The sequence below is a fragment of the Nonomuraea africana genome (assembly GCF_014873535.1).
Classification (GTDB): Bacteria; Actinomycetota; Actinomycetes; order Streptosporangiales; family Streptosporangiaceae; genus Nonomuraea; species Nonomuraea africana.
Genome location: NZ_JADBEF010000001.1, coordinates 2,870,914 through 2,892,092 on the forward strand (window position 1 = coordinate 2,870,914; position 21,179 = coordinate 2,892,092).

Sequence of the window (21,179 nt, forward strand, 5' to 3'; positions counted from 1 at the left end):
AGCGGCCAGCGTCCGTTCTTGATCGGTGAGGAGGTCCCAGCTCCATTCGATGACCGCATGGAGGGTCTGCTGGCGGGGCTGGGCGGTCCGGTTGCCGGTGCTGAGCAGCCGGAAGCGGTCATCCAGCCGCCGGGCGATCTGGTCGGCGCTCATGGTCCGCAGGCGCGCCGCGGCCAGCTCCAGGGCCAGCGGCAGTCCGTCCAGCCGGCGCACTATGTCCACCACCGGCCCTGCGGTGGGCGCGTCCAGTGCGAAGCCTGGCTGTACGGCCGCCGCCCGATCGAGGAACAGCCGCACCGCGGCCGATTCGGCGGCACGGTCGGGATCCGCGTGCGCCGGGGCAGTTCGAGCGGGCCCAGACGGCACAGCGCCTCACCCATGACCTCGAGCGGCTCCCGGCTCGTGGCCAGGATGGTCAGGTGCGGCCGGCGCTCGAGCAGATGCCGGGCGAACTCCGCGACGGGTCCGGAGATCTGTTCGCAGTTGTCCAGCACCAGCACGCCTTCACCACCGGCGAGCAGGTTTGACCACTCGATCCAGTGGCGTACCGGAGAGTCGGCCGTCGGCGACGCCGAGCGTGCCCAGCACCGCCTCGGGCAATCCGTCCGCTGTGTTCACCCCGGCCAGAGAAACGAGCCAGACCCGGCCGCGCCGATGGGCCCGATGCCGGCTCACCGCCTCCGTGGCCAGCCGGGGCTTCCCCACTCCCCCGGGACCCACGACGGTGACCAGCCGGGAGGTCTCCAGCAATCCGGCCAGCAGCCTCAGCTCGTCCCCCCGGCCGACGAAGCTGGTCAGCTGGGCCGGCAGGCGTCCCGGCACCGCCTCCGGCCGAGCCTGTACGGCCTCGGGGATCTCCCGCTCACCCCGTAGCACGGCGAGGTGCGTCTTCCGCAGCTCCTCGGACGGGTCGACGCCCAGTTCCTCGGCGAGCGTTTCGCGGACCTTCTCGAACACGGCCAGCGCATCGGACTGGCGGCCCGCCGCATGCAAGGCCCGCATCCGCAGCCCGGCCAGCCGTTCCCGCAACGGATGGGCCGCGGCCGCCGCCTCCACATCGGCCAGGATCTCGCCATGGCGCCCCAGCCGCAGCTCCGCCTCGAAACGGTCTTCTGCGGCCCCGACGCGCAGCTCGTCCAGGCGCGCGCCGGCCGTACCGGCGAAAGGGATATCGCGCACATCGGCCAGCGCGTCTCCCCGCCACAGCGCCAGCGCCTCGCCCAGCAACGAGGCCGCCCGCTGCACGTCACCTGCGGCCAGTTCGCGCCCGCCCCGCTTCGCCAGCTCCTCGAACCGGACCGCGTTGACCTGCTCGGCGCGTACGTGCAGGCGATATCCGCCGGCCACCCTCTCCACCACCCCGGCCTCGCCCAGGGCCTTGCGCAGCTGATGTACCAGCGCATGCAGCGCATTGACGGTGCCCCCGTGCGGATGCTCACCCCACAGACCGTCAACGAGTGCATCGACCGATACCACCTCGCCTCCGGCCAACGCCAGCCGGGCCAGCAGCGCGCGAACCATGGCGCCGCCGACGTCGATCGGCGCGCCATCGTCGGCGTAGGCCCGGACCGGCCCCAGCATCTCCATCCGCATGCGCACAAGGCTATGAGGACGGGGAGCCGAAGGGGCACGGGCCACTGACAGTGGCTCCGCGCCGACTGTAAGGGCGTTCTAAGAGGCCTGTCAGCGCCCGTGGACATCGTTGTGGACGAACGGAAGAAACGCGTGACCGTCCCTCAACGGACACGCGACGGTTCTCTCAGAAAGGCATGGATATGACAGGGCGCGAGAAGCTGCAGCAGGTGCTCGACCGGGCCGTGGCCGAGGTGGGCGTACCCGGCATCGTGGCCGAGGTCCGGGATGCGAACGGGAGTTGGTTCGGGACCGCCGGCGTCGCCGACATCGAGAGCGGTGCCCGGCGCCAGCAGGGGGAATACCTGCACACCGGCAGCAGCGGCAAGGCCTTCACCGCCGCCACGCTGCTGGCCCTGGAGACCGAGGGCCGGCTGAGCATCGAGGACCCGGTGAACACGTGGCTGCCGGGTGTGTTGGACGTCAACGGCTACGACGGCAACAAGATCACCATCAGGCACCTGCTCAGCAACACCAGTGGTCTGTTCGCCACCGGCCTGGCACCTGAGTTGAGCCACCGATACGCCACCCGTTCCGGGTTCGTCGAGCATCGCTTCGACGCATTCACCACCGAGGACCTGCTGAGGCTGACGGTCTCCCAGCCGCCGGTCGGTGCGCCCGGCGAACGCTTCGAGTACGCCAACGGCGGCTTCTACCTCGCCGGGGCGATCATCGAGAAGGTCACCGGCAACGGCTATGCCGAGGAGGTCGAGCGCAGGGTCATCCGGCCGCTCGGCCTGGCCCACACCTACGTGCGCCCCTCCGGGGACACGGGATACCCCGATCCGCACCCGCGAGCGTACTCGAACCTGTTCTTCAAGGACGGCGCCGACCCGGCGGCGATCACCCCGGAGAACTGGGAATCGATGATGGAGGATCCCGGCCTCCCGCCCCTCGACGTCACCGAGTGCAACACCGCGCAGGGCTGGTCAGCCGGCAACGTCGTCTCCACCACCGGCGACGTGATCCGCTTCATCAACGCGCTGGCGAGCGGCAGCCTGCTGCCGCCGGCCCAGCATCGCGAGATGTGGACCACGGTCTCCATCGAGGGTGGTTACTGGATGCCGCACGCCCGATACGGCCTCGGCCTGTTCGAGTTCGACAAGGCGGGGTTGCGCGGCGTGGGTGGCAGCCTCTGGGGATCCTGGTTCTTCGCTGTGGGCACCCCCGACGGCGAACACACCATCGCCATCCACACCAACACCGAGTGGAAGTCCTGGGACCTCATGTTCAAGATCATCGAGGCGGAGTTCGGCATCACCATCGGTGCGTAAGCGTTTGGCCACCGGCTCGTGGTGTCCACGAAGGACAGGCGCGAGCCGGTGGCCGTCCGCCTGGTGGCCGATACGGCACAGCGTCGTACGCCGACGATCACACAGGCGCGCCACCGGTCCTCGAGATCGGTGCGACGAACCTGTTCAACCGGCTCAACGCCTCGACGCGGCAGATCGCAGGGGGCTGGGGCTGGGGCTGACCGATGAGCGCTACCCTGACCACCGTGAACCCTCCCGCCCGCGCCCTCGACCGGCGCATCCGCGACGCCCTGGACCGGCTCGAGCGCGATGTCGACGCCTGGTTCGCCACCGCCGATCCGGCCGGCCTGCCGTACCTGGTGCCGCTGTCGTTCCTGTGGGACGGCGAGGCCCTGCTCATCTCCACGGCCAGGACCAACCCGACGGCCAGGTTCCTGGAGGCCACCGGCAAGGTCAGGGTGGCGCTCGGCCCCACTCGCGACGTCGTCCTGATCGACGCCGAGGTCCGCGAGGTGATACCCGCCGCCGAGATCCCGGCCGAGGTCGGCGACGCTTTCGCCGCCAAGGCGGGCTTCGACCCGCGCAAGCAGCGCGGTGCCTACCCCTACTTCCGTATCATCCCACTCCAGGTGCAGGCCTGGCGCGAGGTGAACGAGCTCGCCGAGCGCGATCTCATGATCGACGGCAGGTGGCTCAGCGCTCCAGATACGGACCGGTGATCTGAGGACGTCGCGCATCTGGGGGCCATGTGGCGCTTGCCTGGATGCGCCTCCCACTCAGATCGCCCGATGACAGATGATCATCCGCCGTGATCCCCCGACGCAACCTGCCCGAGTACGCCCAGCCGCCCTCGGGCCGGCCCCTTGACCTGGGATTTCAGGATGAAACAAGCCCAATGGGCCGGCAATCCCTGGATGAGCGCTCCGACCCTGTACTCCCTGGGGTGCGGCCCGTCTATGGTGGCGGGCCGGCGAGCGCGTGCCTCCGCACCGTGTCACCGTCATTGGCATGTCCGCCGCCGTCGGCGCGGTCCTAGGGCACCGTGAGAGTATTCAACGACGCCAATGCGCGACATTCTCAGGCACCACGTGCTGCTTTTGATCGAATGCTGCACCATTGATCAGGCGAAATGCCCCGTCACTCATGCATGGTTTCCTTCCGTGGCCATGCCGTTTCCTGTGGTGGACGTGACTCGGCCGCAGGATTCGCGGGCGCAGAGGTACGCGTCCAGGTCGGCGGCGCCCTTGAGCATGGCGCGGCCCCGGGCGGACAGACGGGCCTGCCAGTCGCACAGGGTCGACTCCAGCGGGGCGACTCCTCCGGCGGAGCGGACCTGAGCGATCAGCGGGGCGATCTGCTCCAGCAGGTAGCCGCCCCGCCTGAGCTGGTGGGCCAGCCGGACGTCCCGTACGTCGGCCGCGCTGTAGATCCGGTAGCCCGTCTGCGGATCGCGGCGCGGCCGGACCAGCCCGGCGTTCTCCCATTTGCGCAGGGTGGCAGGGCGGATGCCGAGCCTCCTGGCCAGGGGGCCGATGAACGTGTCGCCGCGTTCCTGCGGCACGGGCGCCAGATCGCGGAGCGCGGCTTCGACGGCCTGGAGGGTGCGGCGGTCGTCGAGGAGTTGGCCGTGGCTCTCGTCGATGAGCCGCAGCGCGTCCTCGGTGGCGCCCCGGTTGACCGCCTGCATGATCGACGTGGCCATCTGGTGACCGTGCCCGGGCACGAGGGAGAGGAACGCGCGCAGGGCTTGCGCGTGCAGCGGCGTATAGGTGCGATAGCCGTGGACGGTGCGTTCGGCGGCGGGCAGGATGCCGGCGTCCTCGTAGTTCCTGATCGCCTGGGTGGACAGGCCGTGCTCGCGTGCCAGGTCCACTGGCCTCATGGATGCATCACCGATTGAAGGTCCATCGCGATGAGAGCGGGATTTCCACGGAAAAGTTTACACCGAAAGTTCAGCGATACCGTTGAAGGTATGGATATCAAGGACACGGCCCGGCCGCTCGATGGCGCGGGCGTCTCGGCGTTCCTCCGGTCGCTTCCCGCCAAGCCCCTGTTGCTCGGCCTGGGCGAACCCAGGCACTTCGTGGGAGAGCTGGGCGAGTTGCGCAACGAGATCTTCCGGCATCTGGTCGAGCACGAGGGCTACCGATCGTTCGCCATCGAGAGCGACTGCCTCATGGGCCTCGTGGTCGACGACTACATCACGACGGGCGCGGACACGCTCGACGACGTCATGGAACGCGGCTTCAGCCACGGCTTCGGCGCGTCACCGGCCAACCGCGAGCTCGTGCGCTGGATGCGCGCGTACAACGAGGAGCATGACGAAAAGCTCCGGTTCTACGGCTTCGACGGGCCGCTGGAGTATTGGGCCGCGAGCCCGCGCCAGGCGCTCACCGGCCTCCACGGCCTGCTCGACGGCCCGCTCCCGTGCACGATGGAAACCCTCGACACGCTGCTCGGCCCGGACGACCGGTGGACGAACGAAGCCACGGTCATGGACCCGTCCCAGTCGATCGGACAGTCCGCCGACGCCCAGCGGCTGCGGCTGCTCGCCGACGACCTGGTGGCGCTGCTCGACACGCAGGCGCCGCGGCTGAGCGCGGAGGACAGAGAGAGGGCGGCACTGTACGGGCGCACCGCCGTCGGCCTGCTCCGCTACCACCGCTGGATGGCCGACACGTCCCCGGCCCGGATAGCCAGGCTGTCGGGCCTGCGGGACGCGATGATGGCCGCCAACCTGCGTGCCGTCGCCGAGCACGGTCCGGCCCTGGTCTTCGCCCACAACCTCCACCTGCAGCGGAACAAGAGCTTCATGCCGCTCGGCGACCAGCAGTTGGAGTGGTGGAGCGCAGCGGCGATCATCGATGCGCACCTGGGCGACCGGTACGCCTTCCTGGCCTCAGCCCTCGGCACGGTGGGCGACCACGTCCCGCCCCCGGACACCGTCGAGGGCCTCCTGTCCACGCTCCCGTGGGACCACTCCCTCGTCGACGCCCGCCGCCTGGCCGAGGCCATCACGAAGCCCGCCCCGCGCGTCTCCCACGATTTCGCCTATTTCCCGCTGGACCCGGCCCAGCTCGACATGATCGATGGCGTCGTCTTCCTCAAACAGGCTGTCAGGCTGGGTTGACACGCACGCGCATCAATCACACCATCCATGCCCGTCCCCTCACCGAAGGCGGCCGCCCGCGATCGCCAGGCGATTGCTGCTGTGCGGGCTGGTCGCCGGCCCGCTTTGACGGGTGACTGGCTGCGCCGACAAACCGAGGGCTTCCCAAAGATGCGGGTATCGCGGTGTCCTGCCTGATAGAGGTCCGTTCTAGAGGGCTGCCGTGAACCTCGTCGGCGGCAGGTCTATCCGGACCAATACTTACCGCACGCGATCTGACGCGTCCCGAAACCGCGAAAGATCCGGAAGAACCTCCGCAAAGGGATAATGACCAGGGCAAACGTGATCCCATGTACCTGGTGACAGCTTCGTTAGTGCGCCACGAGGCGCTGTTTGTCCGAATGGAGGTGAAAGACCGTCCATCGCCCGGCCGTCGTAGCGGCGGGGTGAAGCTGGAGGCAGCCTGAACCGGGAGCCGCCGGGGAGGGTGGGAGCAGCCTCGACAAAGTCGCGCCGGTCCAGCACTACCGGATGGACCGGGCGCGGTGAGCGAGACGGGAAGGGATACGAGAGAAACCGGTGTTGTTACGCCTCTTGAGCTGTCGCCAGCTCCAACCCGGTGGATATGGGCTGGATGGCGGCTAAGGCCGTTCAGGCGATCAAGGACAAGGTGTCGGCGAAAACCTACAGGTCAACCCTCAACCAGGATCTGGACAGGCTGATCCTCAGCTTGAACCGGACGCTGCGCGAGTGGGCGAACTACTTCCGCCACGGGGTCTCCAAGGCGGCCTTCGGGTCAATCGACGCCCATGCCTGGGGTCGGCTGATGCGCTGGATCCGTCGCAAGTACGCGGGCAAGGCCCGCATGGGGATGCCCGAGTTCCGGCGTCGCTTCTGCGACGTCGGCTGGCGGATCGCACACCGGGGAGTGGCATTCACCGGCGCGTCCAGCGTCGAGGTGAGGCGCTACCGCTATCGCGGCAGCAAGATCGCCACTCCCTGGACCCCAGCACCGGCAGCCGCCACAGGCGGCTGACCAGCGGGCAAGGCATGTGGAGCGCCCGGTGCGTGGAGACACGCACGCCAGGTGCGGCGGGCGGGCCGGGGAAACCCACCGTGAGCAATCACGACAGGGCGCCCCGGTCCGACCCAACACGACGCAAATCCACTCTGGCCCGCGACCTCACGGCCCGGTGAACCGGTCGCGGGGCCGGTCTCGCCCGCCGCCCGCCGGGTCGTACCGCGGGCCATCACATGGGCCTGCCTCTAGCGGATAGGCAGAGGCCGGTATCGGCCTCTGGAGCAGCCTCTACTAGTCACGATGGGACTCGTCGGAGCAGTCGGTGAAGGAGGTGTTGGGGCTGGTGCGCAGGTTGTCGAGGGACATCCAGCCGTACGTCGACGTGCCCTTCACCCTGGCGTAGACCCACTGGCTGCCCGTTCACCGGAGACCCTGCACGGACCCAACGCAAAGCCGCGGCGGAAATCTTGTGGACAGCCGGTAAGACCGGGCCGCCCTCGACCACTACCTAGTGAGTGTCAGTGAAGGAGCCTGGGTGCTGAACCAAGAGGAGTTCGCCGCGCTGTTCGATGCGTGCCATCCCCGCGTGTACGCGTACGCGGTGAGCCGATGTGGCCGCCGGCTAGCTGAGGAGGTGGTCAGCGAGACGTTCGTGGTCGCCTGGCGGCGGCAAGACGACATTCCGGCCAAGAACGCGCTGCCGTGGCTGCTGGGCGTCGCGCGCAACGTGATCCGCGAGGTCTACCGGGAGGAACTCCGGCGGGCGGCGCTGGACGACGCGTTACAGGGCTGGGCCGACGAGATCGGACCCGATGTGGCCGAAGAGGTGGCGGAGCGCGCGGCCGTGTTGAGGGCGCTGGCCACGCTGAGCGACGAGGACAAGGAGGTGCTGATGCTGGTCTCATGGCACGGGCTGACCTCCGTGGAGGCGGCCAAGGTCGTCGGGAGCTCCCGGTCGGCCTTCTTCGTACGGCTGCATCGCGCCAGGCGGCGTCTGGAGGCGGCCATGGACGGCGTGACGGCGGTGCGCGGTCAGCGCGCGCTGGTATCGGAGGAGGAGCAGTGAAGCGGAAGAACGTACTGGACGTCCTCGCGGCGGCCCGTCCCGCCGACCTCGACCCGCCCGGGACACCCCGCGCACAGGTCGTGGAGCTGCGCGCGCCGGTCAGAGGGTGGCACGCCCGATGGCTCGGAGCGGTCGCGGCCTCCCTGGCGACGGTGTCCGTGATCGCCGTCATGGGGGTTCCCCGCCTGATGGGCCAAGACACTGTCACCGGACAGGTGGCCGGCCGATCCTCCGCGAACGTCCTGGACATGGCGGCGGACCGGGCGGCCGGTCAGCGACAGGCGTTCGGACGCTACTGGCACACTGCCGGCCTGATCCTCGGGGAGGAGCTCATCGGCTCACCGGACAACCGGTATCGGATCAAAACCCGTGTCCAGACGAGCCGCTGGGTGCCGCTCGGCCCGGAGTCGTACACGGTGTTCACGTTGCGCGGCCTGCCCACCGTACGGGCCTCGGCGGCGGACGAGCAGGCATGGCGGCGGGCGGGCGCGCCCAAACTCTGCGGCAACGACTCCGACTGCGGGAATGACACGGCGCCGCTCGGACGCACCAGATTCATGTTCATGCCCAGTACGTGGCCGATCCGAGACGAGGGTCTCACTCTTTCGGCGAGCGAACTGCTCGATCTGCCTCGCGATCCGGACGCGCTGAAGAAGCGGCTGCTGTCGTTCTGGCCCGCTTACGAGAAGACCATGGCCGCCTGGCCGTCACCGCCCCCGGGGGCATCGCTGCCCACCAAGGAGTCCTGGCTCCTGGACCTGTCGCTGGAACTCCTTGAGCACTTCCCGATCTCGGCGGGGACCCGCGCCGCCCTCTACCGGATGGTGGCGAGTCTGCCCGGCACCCGCGCCTTGGGCCAGGTCCGGGACGCCGAGGGCCGCCTGGGGATCGGTGTGGGATGGCGACGGGCGATGGGGGACGGGTGGAGCGAGGCACAGCTCATCGTGGACGAGTCCAGCGGCAAGCTGCTGGCGCTCCAGCAGGTCGTGGTCGAGCAGGCGTCGCAGGATCCGCCCGGTGCCGACGGGATTGCCGGCCTGCCCGCGGGGACGATCTACCACGCGCTCGTCTACCAGAGGGCCACCTGGACTGACACCCCTCCCACTCTCCCCGCCGACTGCCCCTCCCAGAAGGAGAACGGCAGGAACGAGTGCCTCGGATGACGCCACGCCCTGCCTCATCCCGCCGTCGCTCGGAGGGTTTGTTGGACCATTTGCGGGAGACCGGGACCCGCCGGGCACCTGGCCGAGCTGGCCGGCGCGCTGGAAGGCGCCTACGCCCGGGGGCTCGACGGGCTGGGCGCCAACACCGCGGTGCAGTTCGTCGGCGGACGGCTGCAGCTGGAGAAGCTTGGCGCGCTGGAGGGACCGCCGCTGATGAAGGAGCTGCGCTCGCTGGTGGATGCGATGATGCCTCGGCTGGACTTCCCCGAGCTGCTGCTGGAGGTCTTCGACCGCACCGGCCTGCCGGCGGACTTCACCCATATCTCCGGTACGGACGCCCGCCATAGACGACTTCCCTATCAGCGCCACCCGCGCGCCTTGGACAAGACGACCACGTGCGCGGCGATCAGCACGCCGACCGTGTGGCTGGTGGGATGAGCGAGCGGAACGCGTCCGCTCATCGTTCTTCCGCACGGTGATAGCCGAGCAGGTCACCCGGCTGACAATCGAGTACGTCGCAAAGCTTGGTCAGCGTGGTGAACCGGATGGCCCTGGCCCGGCCGTTCTTCAGGATGGACAGGTTGACGACGGTCACTCCGACCCGGTCGGCCAGTTCGGTGAGCGTCATGTCGCGCTCGGTCAAGAGCCGGTCGAGGTGGACGGTGATGGCGTGGGTGTCCAGCTCGGCGGGTGACATCAGACGGTGCCTTCCAGGTCGTCGCGCATCCGCACCCCAGTACGCAAGACACTCGCCAGCGCAAGCAGCCCGAGCCCGACAAGCGGCACGATCAATGGGATTTCCTTGATCCCGTAGTTGGACTCGCCCACGGCTATCGTGTCCAGCAACGCCATCATCGCGAAGTGCTCGATCTGGGGAGCCAGCAGGCCACCGGCGAGCAGCCACCAACCCAGGACGCGCACCTGGCCCGCGACCTGCGGCAGGTAGACACCGGCGCGGGCCCGCCACAGCAGCCGCCACAGGAGGAAGAACGCGCCGACCGTCACGGCGAAGCTTGGGAAGGTCGTCAGGACCTGCAGGATGTACTGGCCGGTGTCAGGCGAACCGTCGATGAATTGAAGATCACCTGCCAGGGCCACGACGCCTGGTCGGGTCTTTTCCGTGAACGCCGGCTCATCGAGACGGATGCCATAGCCGCTGGGTGACTGGGCCACCACGAGGCCGTAGGTCAGGCCGAAGAATCCGGCCCGGGAGTAGAGCACCATGCCGGTGATCACCCCGGTCACCAAGACGAGGACTGCGAAAACCGCGGGTCGGCGCGCCACTCGTCCGATAGTGCTGTGCTGGGCAGCCATCAGCCTACTCCGATCTTTATCGTTTTTCGATGCTATCGAAGAACGATAGCATCGAAAAACGATATGGCAACCGGCCTCGCCAGGCGAGCGTGCGGGCCACCGGCCGGATGATCCCGTAGAAGGTGTGGTCGGCGCCGACGTCGTTGTAGAGGTCTCTGCCGCGGGCTGGCCGGCAGGGTGCCCGCGCCCTGCCGTCCAGCCCGGTGGCCTTCACTCAGTCGAGGGCGGGGATGGCTTGGTATCGGTCCAGCCGGACTCCAGCACCACTTCGACCACGTCATTGACGGCAACGGCCAGCACCTTGGAGGTGTCGGGGTCGACGATCAGCCTGCTCCGGGGGGTTCGGTCCCCCTGGATCAGGAAGGTCACGGCGATACCTGAGCGCCCCCGAGGGTCGGTGGCCGGGCCTTCGACCCGCACTGCGGGCATCGTCGCCAGCGCCTGGTAGGCGGCGCTGCGCACTTTTGGGGAGGCGGGCAGTTCGTACAGGAGCGAGGCCAAGGTGCGCGGCAGGGCGTCCTCCGCCGGACCGACGCCGTTGTCTCTGCGGATCGCCTCAAGGGCCCGCTTCTTCAGCGCTTCGGGATCGGCGGGCAGCGCCTCGATCTCCTTCAGGGTCAGGGGCATGGCACTCCAATAGAGTCTCTGCTCCCCCTTGATCCGGCTGAGTGTGCCCTCGCCGGGCGAGGTGGAGTAAGGGGGGCCGGGGTCCCTCCCTACCGGCCATTCGGTCGGCGAACCGTCCCGGCGCCAGGCATCCAGGTCCAGGGGGCGCGCGGCCAGCTGCCTGCGGCCGATCCAGGTTCGGCCGTCCTTGGCCACCCACTTCTCCCAGAGACTGGAGGTTTCCAGGTAGTAGGTGTCGCCATCCTTGCCGTACGGCCCAGGCCGCGACCCTGCGTACAGCGCCTTGAAGTGCCAGTAGGCCCCTTCAGGGGCGGCTTCGGCCTTGGCGGCGGCGGCCAGCAGGATCGAGGCGCCCGACAGGGAGGTGCCGCCGGGTGTGGCCGCGGGAGAGGGCGCTGCAGTGGGGGCGAGCTGGCCAAGGAAGACCGCCGTAGCGCCCGCAGCCGCGACAAGCCCGACGACACCCGCCCGCCACGGCAGGCGCCGGACACCCTGGGGACGGGCAGGGCGCGTTTGGGGGGCGGCTGTGGCGGGGTCCTCAGCTGTGATCAAGGTCAGTAGCGTTTGTGCCTCCGCGTCGGAAGGGTGGCCTCCCGGCTGTCCCGGCGCGACCCGGGCCAGCGCCCTCGTCATGGCGTCGATCTCGTCGGTGTTCTTCACAGCGACCTCTCCGCCGGCGCAAGCCGGCTTTCCGGCGTTGAACGGATGCCCGCCTCGGTCAGCGCGCGGGAAAAGCGCCGGCGAGCGCGGTGGAGCCTGACGCGTACGACGTTGCGCGACAGGCCCAGCGCCGTGGCGATGCCCTTGTGGTCGAGGCCCTCCCAGGCGACCAGCGCCAGCAATTCCCGGTCGTCGTCGGCCAGGGCTCGAAATATCTGGGTGATCGCTTCCCGTTCGAGCCTGCTATCGGGGGAGTCGGCGTAACGGTCGGCCATCTTTACATCGAGCTCGGCGCTGCGGGCCTTGCGGCGACCCTCGCTACGGTGGTGGTTGGCCAGCACGTTGCGTGCCACGCCGTAGAGCCACAACGTGGCCTCTTCCCCTGACGGCAGATCGTCCATCCGCCGCCAGGCGATCGTGAAGGTCTCCGCGACCACGTCCGCAGCATCCTGCGGCGAGTCGCAGCGGCGCACGGCATACGCTGTGATCTGGCCATATGTCTCCCGGTAGACGGCCTCGAATCTGGCCAGCCGTTCGTCATCCACGAGCGGTTCCCATGAGTGATTCCTTAGTCAGCACGAAATACAGACATGCCTCCTATGTGTGGAGCGCGCCCATCATTACGCGCCAACTCAAAGAAGTTCAGCGTGTTGGTAGCGCAGAAGCGTGTGTACGGGGTCTCGGTAGTAATCGCGGAAAATCCAACGGATATACCCCTGACCTGCTCTGATGTGAGGGCGCCGCAGGACTGGTGCGCCGGTCAGTGGGAGCGGTGGGCCGGACCGAGGATGCCGCTGACCTCGCCCGGATGCCTCACGTCAACGCTGGTCGGCGAGATCCGTTGGATTCTCGGCGATTACTACCCGGACCCGTAGTACTGGCAGGCCAACACGGTGGTGTGAGGCGCGTGTGCGTGCCGTGGTACGGCTGGCACACCCGGGTGGTCAGCGCGTGGTCAGCGCTGGCCACCTCGCCGAAACCCTGCATGGAGCGCTGAGACTGAGGCGGCGAGATGCGGGTTTCGTCGCCCCGCCATGGTGCGCGCCGGAACGCCCGGCCGGGAGGACAGGCCTCGCCCCTCCAAGCCGGACCTGCACCTCGTGGGCCACCCGTGGGCAGGCCCGGTCCGTCACCGGGCCTGCCGGGCCGCGGCTCAGCTGTTCGCGCGGATGGTCTTGTTGATCCAGTCGCTGTAGGCGGGCACGTTGGTGTAGAGGCCGGGCCCCTGCTCGCAGGAGGGGCTCTTGGCGCCGGGGCCCGAGGTGACGCCGATCAGCTCCCAGCGGCCGCCGCGGCCGCGCTGGATCTGGGGGCCGCCGGAGTCGCCGTTGCAGGCCATGGCCTTGGGCTTCTGGCTGACCGTGCACAGGCGGGTGTCATCGGCGAAGCCGGGGCCGCACTCGGAGACCGCGCCGCGGCGGGTGTCGAGCTGGCGCAGTTTCTTGGCCATCTTCCAGTCAGCCGGGTTGGTGCTGAACTTGGTGATGCCGAAGCCGATGATCCGGGTCGGCGTGCCGGGCTTGCCCGCCTGGTCGGCGATCGTGATGGGCTTGATGCTGACCGGGCGGTCCAGGCGGACCAGCGCGATGTCGTTCTTGTTCGGCGAATTCTGGGCGTAGTCCGGGTGCAGGAACGCCTGCGCGATCTTGCGGACGGTGCCGCCGGACTCGCGCTGGGCGCTGCCGATGCGCACCGTCCCCTTCGAGATCGAGCCGATCTCCATGTCGAGGCAGTGCGCCGCAGTCACGACCCACTGCGGGTTGATCAGGGCCGCGCCGCAGTTGCCGTCCGTGAGGCCCATGAGAGGGGCCGTGATCGGGATGGTCGCCATGAAGGGGTAGGACTCGGTGGGCTTGGAGCCGTTGATGATCGCACCGGCGCTCCCGGCGGTGACCGCGAGGCAGGCCGCGCCGGCCAGCGCGACGACGGCGGAGCGGGAGACGATACGGCGGAACGAGGTGGTGCCAGACACGAGCGAAGCCCCTTCATCGGTTATTTGTGACGTTATGAAGCTATATGTCCGTCTTTGTCGGGGCGATCATGCCAGCAGGCCAACACGCGGTAGGGATAACCCCACCCGACCAGGGCGGATGCCCCCAACGGTGCGCGACCCGCAGGGAGTCGGCCGCCCTCGCACCTGGCCAGGCCGGGCGGGTACGGGGGTTGACGGGTCCCGGTAGTAATCGCCGAGAATCCAACGGATCTCGCCGACCAGCGTTGACGTGAGGCATCCGGGCGAGGTCAGCGGCATCCTCGGTCCAGCCCACCGCTCCCACTGACCGGCGCACCAGTCCTGCGGCGCCCTCACATCAGAGCAGGTCAGGGGTATATCCGTTGGATTTTCCGCGATTACTACCGGGATCCCTCAGCAGGAGAGTTGATGACCGCCCCCGCGTTCCGTCGTCCGAAGGCCTGCGGCGGCCGCCACGACGAAACCCCGCCAACCCGTCCCGTGTTGCGTCGCGTCCTCGAGGCCGCGAGCTCGCGCGACGAAACCGCCCCGTCGACCACGGCCACGCCAGGATGACCGCGATGACCGCCACGCCGACCGCCCCGGCCTGCCCCGTGTGCAGCGCGCCGATCACGCAGGCACGCACCGGCCGCCCGGCCCGCTACTGCGGAACGCCCTGCCGCCAGGCCGCTCACCGCGCCCGCCGCCGCGCCAGCGAGGCAGCTGCGCACACGGCGTGGCTGCGCGGCCGCCTGGCAGCCGACGCGAACCGCGCCCACGAGCTCGCCGCCGAGCTGGCCGCCGCGCTCGCCGCCATCCCCGTCATCCCCACCGACGTCGACGGCGAGGGCCAGGCCGAGACTGGACCGCCGACCGGCTGGGAGAACGAGCTCGGCGAGCTGGCTCACCGCCTGGCCATGCTGGCAAACACCATCTCCGGCGCTCCCTCACTTGGGATCAGGGCAGCGAGATGGGCCGCCACCACAAGTTCTCCGTCGCCGCCGGCATGCCGGTCTACTTCTGCGATCCGGCCAGCCCCTGGCAGCGCGGCTCCAACGAGAACACCAACGGCCTGCTGCGCCAGTACTTCCACCTGTCCGTCCACGCCCGCGCCCAGCTCGACGCCGTCGCCGCCGAGCTGAACTCCCGACCTCGCAAGACGCTCGGCTGGGACAGCCCGGCGGAGCGTGTTGCCCGCTCTGCGGAGAGCATCTGCTGACCGCTGATCAGCCGCCGCAATCCCCCGGACAGTGGGAACGGTGGTGGCTCCAGGTCGTCAAGCGCGCGATCGTCGCCGACTATCTCGTGCACCACGGCCGGCCCCGTTCACCGGACGGTGATCAAACCCGCCTTGTTCACGCCTCCTGCCATCGCGGGCACCTTCTCCACAAACGCAAGAGGTCCAGCACAGCAAACCAGAACCGCCCTTCGGGGCTTGCTTGAGCCGTGTGCCGCGACGAGTGGCACGCACGGTTCTGAGGGGGCCCCGATGCAGCAATGCATCGGGGCTACCCGGCGAGAAGACCCCCGTGATGAACGTGTCATTCACGGTGAGGGCGGGCAGGCGTGAGAAGACCCCGGCAGGGTGAAGCTGTCGGGGTCTTGGCAAGCCAGCCTTGACAAGGACTTCATGTCAAGGTTCTCTTGACACATGAGTGCGGAAGATTCCGGGATGCCTTCGGAGGCGAGCTTTGCTCGTCTCGCTCTTGCTGAGCACGCCAGCATGCTCGCCGACGCCGCCTATCACCTGATACCAACAACACGAGACCGGGACGCTCGCCAGGGTGAGTACGTCGCAGCGGCTGCTCCATTGGTAGCAGCTGCGCGCCGCCTGCTGGAGCTCGCCGTGATGTTTGAGCGCATCAAAGGAACAAGCTGGGAGCAGGTCGGCATCGACTTGAGCATCAGTCGCCAAGCCGCTCATGAACGTTTCGGGCAGGCGGAGCGAGACTTCCGCGAACGGTTTCTCCGTGCATGGCTGCAACCGGCACGCGCGGACGAGGTGCTGGTCAGCGCGGACCGGCTCACTCACATGGCCGACAGACTGAGAACCTACATCGCATCTCGGCGAGATCCCGACGACCAGTCGGCCACTATTCAGCTCGAACCAATGAGTGACCTCGAGCGCTCGACATTGATTGCTCGAGCAAGCGCCATGCTGAAGGCCTTGGCAACCGATCAACAGATAAGCGACAGCGACCGCCATGAGATGGAGCTTGGTTTGTGCCGGAGAAAAATCGAGCTATACGAGGATCTGGCCGCCCAAGACTCGGAGAATACCGAGCTGCGCGAGGCACTCGCCGGAGCCAGAGCACGCCTTGCGGAGCTGCGGAGCTCATAACAAATACAAGAATGAAATGTAAGTTGCTTGCCGTTGAGGGCACTGGCAATAGCTAGGACCCTCCACGGCGCCGAATCGGCGAAGCTAGTACTCGATGCTCACGACGCAGAGAGTGTCGTTGCTGAAGTATATGGTTTGCCTGTCACTGAACGGGCGGGCTACGCATGCGGTCGCTGTTTCGTAGGACACCGAGCCGTTCCAGTAGCCGCCGTAAAGTTCGTCGGCACCGCTAATGCCTCTACACCGACCGTCCCAGTGTTTTCGAAGCAGTTGTACGTGGGGAAGATGGTTCCCGACGTAATCCGCACGGGGCTGGGTCTGAAGCTGCCGCCGCTGGTCGTGCAGCTCGTGCACCCTTCTCGTCTACAAGGGGCTTGCCGTCGCCGCCGAGCTGGCCGCTAACTGAGCAAACCTCGTCGATACCCCTCGCCGACGGCGGCGGCGCGGTCGCGGACGCCGAGTTTGTCGTAGATGTGCAGCAGGTGGGTCTTGATGCTGGCCTCGCTGATGAAGAGTTTGGCGGCCGCCTGGCGATTGGAGGCGCCGTCAGCGACGAGGGCGAGGACCTGGAGTTCGCGCTCGGTAAGGGCAGCCTTTACCGGTCGGCGTACCTGGCCCATCAGGCGGCTGGCGACCGAGGGGGACAGGACCGGCTCGCCCGCGGCGGCGGCGCGGACGGCACGCAGGAGTTCGTCGGTGGGGGCGTCTTTGAGGAGGTAGCCGGTGGCGCCGGCTTCGATGGCGGGCAGGACGTCGGAGTCGCCGTCGAAGGTGGTCAGGACGAGGACCTTGATGCGGGGGTGGGAGTGGCGCAGGGCGGTGATGGCGCTGACACCGTCCATTTCGGGCATGCGCAGGTCCATGAGGACGATGTCGACCTCGAGTGCGGCGGCGCGGTCGATGCCTTCGCGGCCGTTGGCGGCTTCGCCGGCGACATCGATGTCGGGTTCGGCTTCGAAGGCGGCGCGCAGGCCGTCGCGGACGATGGGGTGGTCGTCCACGATGAGGAGGCGGATCACCGGGGGTTACCTTGGAGCGCGGGGACGGTGGCGCTGACGGCGGTGCCCTCGCCGGGCGTGCTCTCGATTTCGAGGGAGCCGCCGACGCCGCGTACGCGTTGTCTCATGCTGCTGAGCCCGAATCCTTTGCCGTTGGGGTTGTGGATGCCGGCGCCGTCGTCGCGGATGTCGAGGAGGACAACGGCACCGGTGTAGGAGAGGGTGAGGCCGGCGCGGGTGGCGCCCGCGTGTTTGGCGACGTTGCTGAGGGCTTCCTGAGCGACGCGGAAGAGGGTGACCTCGATGGCGGGGCTGAGGGGGACGCGGTCGCCGGTCACTTCGACGTGGAGGTCGACTCCGGAGGTCTGAGTCCAGTTGCGGGCCAGGGTGGTCATGGCTTCGGGGAGGTGGGCGTCCTCGAGCTGGTGGGGCTGGAGGGCGGCGACGGAGCGACGGGCTTCGGTGAGGCTGTCCTGGGCGAGGTTGAGCGCGAGTTCGAGGTGGGTGTCGGAGTCCTCGACGCGTTGGGCGGCGCGGAGCTGGGTGATGATGCCGGTGAGGCCTTGGGCGAGGGTGTCGTGGATTTCGCGTGCCATGCGCTGGCGTTCGTCGAGGATGCCGGCCTGGTGGGCTTGGGTGAGGAGCTGGGCGTGGAGGTCGGCGTTCTCCTCCAGGGCGGTCTGAAGGTCGCTGACTGCTTTCCGGTACTTGCGCTGCCGGTCCTCGATCCTGATGCCGGCGATGTGGCCGCCGCCGATGGCGACGGTCTGCACGGCGATGATCGCCAGGTGGAAGGCGATGAGCTGGATGGTGGCCTGGGCCCAGTCGAGCGCCGATCCGTACAGGACGAAGGAGGTGGCGGCGACGGCGGCGAAGGTCCATTTGGAGGGAGCGAAGTGGGCGGCGAGGAAGAAGCCGGAGATGCAGTAGATGATGAAGATGGGGTCGTGGAAGGTCAGTAGCCCGGCGGTGGCCAGAACGCCGGCGAAGTGAACGGTGACGGCGACCCTGCGTCGGCGCACGGCGGCGGGCAGGAGGGCGTGCGCGCCGAGAATCCAGGCGAGGGCCAGGGCGGTGAGCGCGAGGGTGCGGGGGATCCCGCCTTCGGGCTGGTCGGGTGAGGCCAGGCTGATGGCCAGGGATGCGGCGAGGGTGATGTAGGGGACGATCTCGACGACGCGCTCGAAGCGTCGTTCCCAGGTGGAGAGCGGGAAGGGGTCGTTCATCCGGGGCGTGCCCTCCTCTCGGGTACGGACGGGTTTCACCTGGTGGTGGCCGACGAGGACGAGCTTAGGCGCATGGGGATGAGGATGGCGTAGCCGTACATGAGCAGCCCTAGGGCGATCATGAAGATGATGGTGGGCCATTGCCAGATCGGCGGGAGATGAAGGGCGAGGAACCACACGCGGTCCTCGATACCGACGATCTTCATGACCATGGGCGCGAGTCCCTGGGGGAACAGGGGAAGCCAGGCGACGGTGTAGCTGATCGTGACGCCGATGCGGTGCTGGATGGGGAGGTCCACGGTGGTGGGTTTGTCGGCCTGGGGTGCCGGGCCGTGCTTCATGAGGTTAAGCAGATCGATCCCGTGGTTCTCGAGTCTGCGGTAGGCGATCTTGCCGAGTCCCCAGGCACTGAGGGCGCCGGTCAGCACACCGGTGGCGATGCCGGCCCAGGGATGAAGGAGGATGGCGCCGGCGGCGGGCAGGGCGGTGGCGGGGACCGCGACGAGCACGAGCCAGGCGAGGCTGGTTTCGGCGGTTTCGTCGGCGCCGGTGCTGAGCGGGTTGCCGCCGCGCTTGTGGGGATCGGTGCCGGGGACGAGAGAGGTGACGGCGAGCAGGACGATGACCCCGGCGCCGCCGCCGAGGAGGGAGGGAAGCAGGGCGAGTACCCATGGCCAGGCCCAGGTCTGGCCGCTGGCGAGGGTGCCTGCCAGGGAGAGGACGACGGCGGCTGGGCCGACGATGAGGAGCCAGGCCAGTTGGCGTCCGCGGACGTCGGCGCGTTCCGCACCGGGGGTCATGAGGGTGAGCCACAGGGCGGTCCCGTCGGCGCCGTAGAGGTTGGCCGAGGACGCGGCGGCCATCACGATCGCGATGAGTCCCGTGAAGGGGACCATGATCCAGGCGTCGATGGTGACAAGCAGGAGGGGGGTGACGATGGCGTAGGAGAAGGCGGTGGCGAGGAGTTGGATGCGGACGAGGTCGCGCCACCAGGCGCGCAGTTCCTTGGCGGCGGCGATTCGGGCACCGCTGGTGGCGGGGAAAGGGCGGGGCGTGCCGCGGCGGGGCGGCACACCGCCGCGTGCGGCCGAGACGACGCGCCGCGACAGCAGGCCGGCCCAGGCGGCCAGGAGGAGGGCGATCACGCCGGCGCTGGCGACGAGGATGGCGAGGGCGAGGGGCCAGGGGGCTTCGACGGCGGCCACGCCCCATCCGGAGGGCAGGACACGGACGAGGACCTGGGACCAGGAGGCGGTGTCGGTGCCGCCCAGAGCTACGACGGGTGCCCAGCCGTTGCTGCACAGGGCGATGGCGGTGCCAGTCACGATGCCGACGGCGGCCGCGGTGGCGCGGGATCGGACGAACAGCCCGATGAGCGCCACGATGACGCGGGAGATCATCACCAGGGTGATGAGCGTGGTGACGGCTGCTGCCAGGCCGATGAGCACTCCGGCCGGGCCGAAGCGCCAGCCGTACACGGGCAGGGACAGTAGGGCGATGAGATTGACCGCGGGTGCGGGGCCTGCGAAAGCTCCGGCGAGCAGTGCCGCCGCGATCCGGCCTGGCGTGGCCGGGAGCATGGAGAAGTACTCGGGGCGGAGGGCCTCACTGCCGCCCCCGATGAAGATGGGGCCGAAGATCCAGCCGGAGAGCCACACGGCCAGGGTGAGGGGCAGGTAGGCGGGCCACAGGACGGCGACGGCGATCGTTCCGAAGGCCAGGATCAGCCCGAGCGAGACGCCGATGGAGAGGTTGGAGGCGTTGTCGCCGCGCAGGGAGTTGCGCATGAGTGCCAGCCGCATGCGGATCATGTGCCGTGCCAAGGCGGCCGGGCCGGGGGTCAGGAGGTGAGCCATGCCAGCCCCTCCGTTCCTCCGGCGCGGGCGCCGACGAGGTCGACGAAGGCGTCCTCCAGGGTTGCGGCGCCGCGTACGTCGGCCAGCGGCCCGGCGGCTACGACGCGGCCGTCGGAGATGACGCCCACGTGATCGCAGAGCTGCTCGACGAGGGCCATGACGTGGCTGGAGATGATCACTGAGCCGCCGTTGCCTGCGAACCTGCGCAGGATGGTCCTGATCGTGGCTGCGGAGACGGGGTCGACCGCCTCGAAGGGCTCGTCCAGGACGAGCAGGCGGGGCGCGTGCAGGAGGGCGACGGCCAGACCGATCTTCTTGCGCATGCCGGTGGAGTATTCGATGACCAGGGTCCGCTCTGCGGAGTCCAGTTCCAGGATCTGGAGGAGTTCGTCGGTGCGCTCGGCGACGACCGCGGGCTGCAGGCCGCGCAGCAGGCCGAGGTAGGTGAGGACCTCGCGGCCGGTGAGCCGTTCCGGCATGGCGTTGCCGTCGGGCAGCACGCCGATCAATCCCTTGGCCTGGACGGTGTCACGCCAGACGTCCACGCCGAAGATCTCGGCGCTGCCCGCGTCGGGGCGGAGCAGGCCGACAGCCATGGCCAGGGTGGTGGTCTTGCCGGCGCCGTTGGGGCCGACCAGGCCGTAGAAGGATCCGGCGGGGACGGTGAGGTGGATGTCGTCGACGGCCAGGTGGTCGCCGAAGGCTTTGCGGAGTCCGGTGGTGCGGAGGGCGGGCTCCTGGTGTGTTGGCATGCCTTGAGAATCGCGCGGGGGCGGGGGTGGCGGATCGTCCGGCCGGGGAGCGGGATGGTGGATTCCGGCATCAACCGATCGGTTGATGCCGGGAGGGGGCGGCTGGTCCGTGTTGCGGGTCCCAGCGTCACTGTCCACCAGTGCATGTTCGGCTGGCTCGACCAGACGCTGAACAGGCGCAGCTCCGCCTCAAGCCGAGGGCGCCTCGCC

20 protein-coding genes and 1 pseudogene are annotated in these 21,179 nt (G+C 68.7%); 9 read left to right on the forward strand and 12 right to left on the reverse strand.

Annotation, left to right across the window (positions count from 1 at the left end; translation table 11 throughout):
• Positions 1–212: 212 nt before the first annotated feature.
• Both H4W81_RS47125 and H4W81_RS47130 read right to left on the reverse strand, forming a co-directional pair.
• A complete protein-coding gene (locus tag H4W81_RS47125; RefSeq protein ID WP_225958607.1) occupies positions 213–500 on the reverse strand; it encodes a hypothetical protein in 288 nt (95 codons plus the stop codon).
• Positions 501–504: 4 nt separating this feature from the next.
• Positions 505–1,593, reverse strand: coding sequence for an AfsR/SARP family transcriptional regulator (locus H4W81_RS47130; protein ID WP_225958608.1), 1,089 nt, complete (start codon positions 1,591–1,593; stop codon positions 505–507).
• A 182-nt stretch (positions 1,594–1,775) separates the two neighbouring features.
• Between H4W81_RS47130 and H4W81_RS13500 the strand changes: the two genes are divergently transcribed.
• Positions 1,776–2,906, forward strand: a complete 1,131-nt coding sequence (locus H4W81_RS13500) for a serine hydrolase domain-containing protein (protein WP_225958609.1) — start codon at positions 1,776–1,778, stop codon at positions 2,904–2,906.
• Between the two features lie 224 nt (positions 2,907–3,130).
• Positions 3,131–3,604, forward strand: coding sequence for a pyridoxamine 5'-phosphate oxidase family protein (locus tag H4W81_RS13505; RefSeq protein WP_318781718.1), 474 nt, complete (start codon positions 3,131–3,133; stop codon positions 3,602–3,604).
• 422 nt (positions 3,605–4,026) lie between these two features.
• Here H4W81_RS13505 and H4W81_RS13510 read toward each other — a convergent pair whose 3' ends face one another.
• Positions 4,027–4,767 (reverse strand): TioE family transcriptional regulator, encoded by a 741-nt coding sequence (locus H4W81_RS13510; protein ID WP_192775123.1) that lies wholly within the window; start codon positions 4,765–4,767, stop codon positions 4,027–4,029.
• 90 nt (positions 4,768–4,857) lie between these two features.
• Between H4W81_RS13510 and H4W81_RS13515 the strand changes: the two genes are divergently transcribed.
• The 5 genes from H4W81_RS13515 to H4W81_RS13535 all read left to right on the forward strand — a co-directional run bounded on the left by H4W81_RS13515 (position 4,858) and on the right by H4W81_RS13535 (position 9,682).
• Entirely contained in the window at positions 4,858–6,015 is a 1,158-nt protein-coding gene (locus H4W81_RS13515) for an erythromycin esterase family protein (RefSeq protein ID WP_192775124.1), read from the forward strand.
• A 604-nt stretch (positions 6,016–6,619) separates the two neighbouring features.
• Entirely contained in the window at positions 6,620–7,030 is a 411-nt protein-coding gene (locus H4W81_RS13520; RefSeq protein WP_192775125.1) for a group II intron maturase-specific domain-containing protein, read from the forward strand.
• A gap of 520 nt (positions 7,031–7,550) precedes the next feature.
• On the forward strand, positions 7,551–8,081 hold the full coding sequence (locus H4W81_RS13525) for an RNA polymerase sigma factor (RefSeq protein ID WP_318781719.1): 531 nt from the start codon (positions 7,551–7,553) through the stop codon (positions 8,079–8,081).
• Complete coding sequence (locus tag H4W81_RS13530; protein ID WP_192775126.1) at positions 8,078–9,244, forward strand: hypothetical protein; 1,167 nt, start codon at positions 8,078–8,080, stop codon at positions 9,242–9,244. Before H4W81_RS13525 ends, H4W81_RS13530 begins: the two co-directional genes overlap by 4 nt.
• 150 nt (positions 9,245–9,394) lie before the next feature.
• Positions 9,395–9,682, forward strand: coding sequence for a hypothetical protein (locus tag H4W81_RS13535; protein WP_192775127.1), 288 nt, complete (start codon positions 9,395–9,397; stop codon positions 9,680–9,682).
• A gap of 19 nt (positions 9,683–9,701) precedes the next feature.
• On the opposite strand, the gene H4W81_RS13540 is transcribed toward H4W81_RS13535, so the two are convergent.
• The 5 genes from H4W81_RS13540 to H4W81_RS13560 form a co-directional block, all read right to left on the reverse strand.
• Positions 9,702–9,941 carry a helix-turn-helix domain-containing protein gene (locus H4W81_RS13540; protein WP_192775128.1) on the reverse strand — a complete coding sequence of 80 codons (240 nt, stop codon included), beginning with the start codon at positions 9,939–9,941 and terminating at the stop codon, positions 9,702–9,704.
• Positions 9,941–10,480 (reverse strand): hypothetical protein, encoded by a 540-nt coding sequence (locus H4W81_RS13545; protein WP_192775129.1) that lies wholly within the window; start codon positions 10,478–10,480, stop codon positions 9,941–9,943. The genes H4W81_RS13540 and H4W81_RS13545 overlap by 1 nt, the downstream gene beginning before the upstream one ends.
• Before the next feature lie 288 nt (positions 10,481–10,768).
• Positions 10,769–11,845, reverse strand: coding sequence for a CU044_5270 family protein (locus H4W81_RS13550; RefSeq protein ID WP_192775130.1), 1,077 nt, complete (start codon positions 11,843–11,845; stop codon positions 10,769–10,771).
• Positions 11,842–12,390, reverse strand: coding sequence for an RNA polymerase sigma factor (locus H4W81_RS13555; protein WP_192775131.1), 549 nt, complete (start codon positions 12,388–12,390; stop codon positions 11,842–11,844). Before H4W81_RS13555 ends, H4W81_RS13550 begins: the two co-directional genes overlap by 4 nt.
• Positions 12,391–12,998: 608 nt before the next feature.
• The gene (locus H4W81_RS13560; protein ID WP_192775132.1) at positions 12,999–13,817 is read right to left on the reverse strand and encodes a S1 family peptidase; all 819 of its coding nucleotides are present in this window, start codon (positions 13,815–13,817) and stop codon (positions 12,999–13,001) included.
• Positions 13,818–14,730: 913 nt separating this feature from the next.
• Between H4W81_RS13560 and H4W81_RS13565 the strand changes: the two are divergent.
• Positions 14,731–15,015, forward strand: a pseudogene (locus H4W81_RS13565) (IS30 family transposase); the annotation flags it as partial.
• A 432-nt stretch (positions 15,016–15,447) separates the two neighbouring features.
• On the forward strand, positions 15,448–16,137 hold the full coding sequence (locus tag H4W81_RS13570) for a hypothetical protein (protein ID WP_192775133.1): 690 nt from the start codon (positions 15,448–15,450) through the stop codon (positions 16,135–16,137).
• Between the two features lie 398 nt (positions 16,138–16,535).
• Here the strand turns inward: H4W81_RS13570 and H4W81_RS13575 are convergent, their stop codons facing one another.
• Genes H4W81_RS13575 through H4W81_RS13590 form a run of 4 tightly spaced genes read right to left on the reverse strand, consistent with a single transcriptional unit; the run spans position 16,536 to position 20,969 of the window.
• Entirely contained in the window at positions 16,536–17,156 is a 621-nt protein-coding gene (locus H4W81_RS13575; RefSeq protein ID WP_192775134.1) for a response regulator, read from the reverse strand.
• Entirely contained in the window at positions 17,153–18,361 is a 1,209-nt protein-coding gene (locus H4W81_RS48585; RefSeq protein ID WP_192775135.1) for a sensor histidine kinase, read from the reverse strand. Before H4W81_RS48585 ends, H4W81_RS13575 begins: the two co-directional genes overlap by 4 nt.
• A gap of 35 nt (positions 18,362–18,396) precedes the next feature.
• Entirely contained in the window at positions 18,397–20,217 is a 1,821-nt protein-coding gene (locus tag H4W81_RS13585; protein ID WP_192775136.1) for a hypothetical protein, read from the reverse strand.
• Positions 20,202–20,969, reverse strand: a complete 768-nt coding sequence (locus H4W81_RS13590; RefSeq protein WP_192775137.1) for an ABC transporter ATP-binding protein — start codon at positions 20,967–20,969, stop codon at positions 20,202–20,204. Before H4W81_RS13590 ends, H4W81_RS13585 begins: the two co-directional genes overlap by 16 nt.
• Positions 20,970–21,179: the final 210 nt, after the last annotated feature.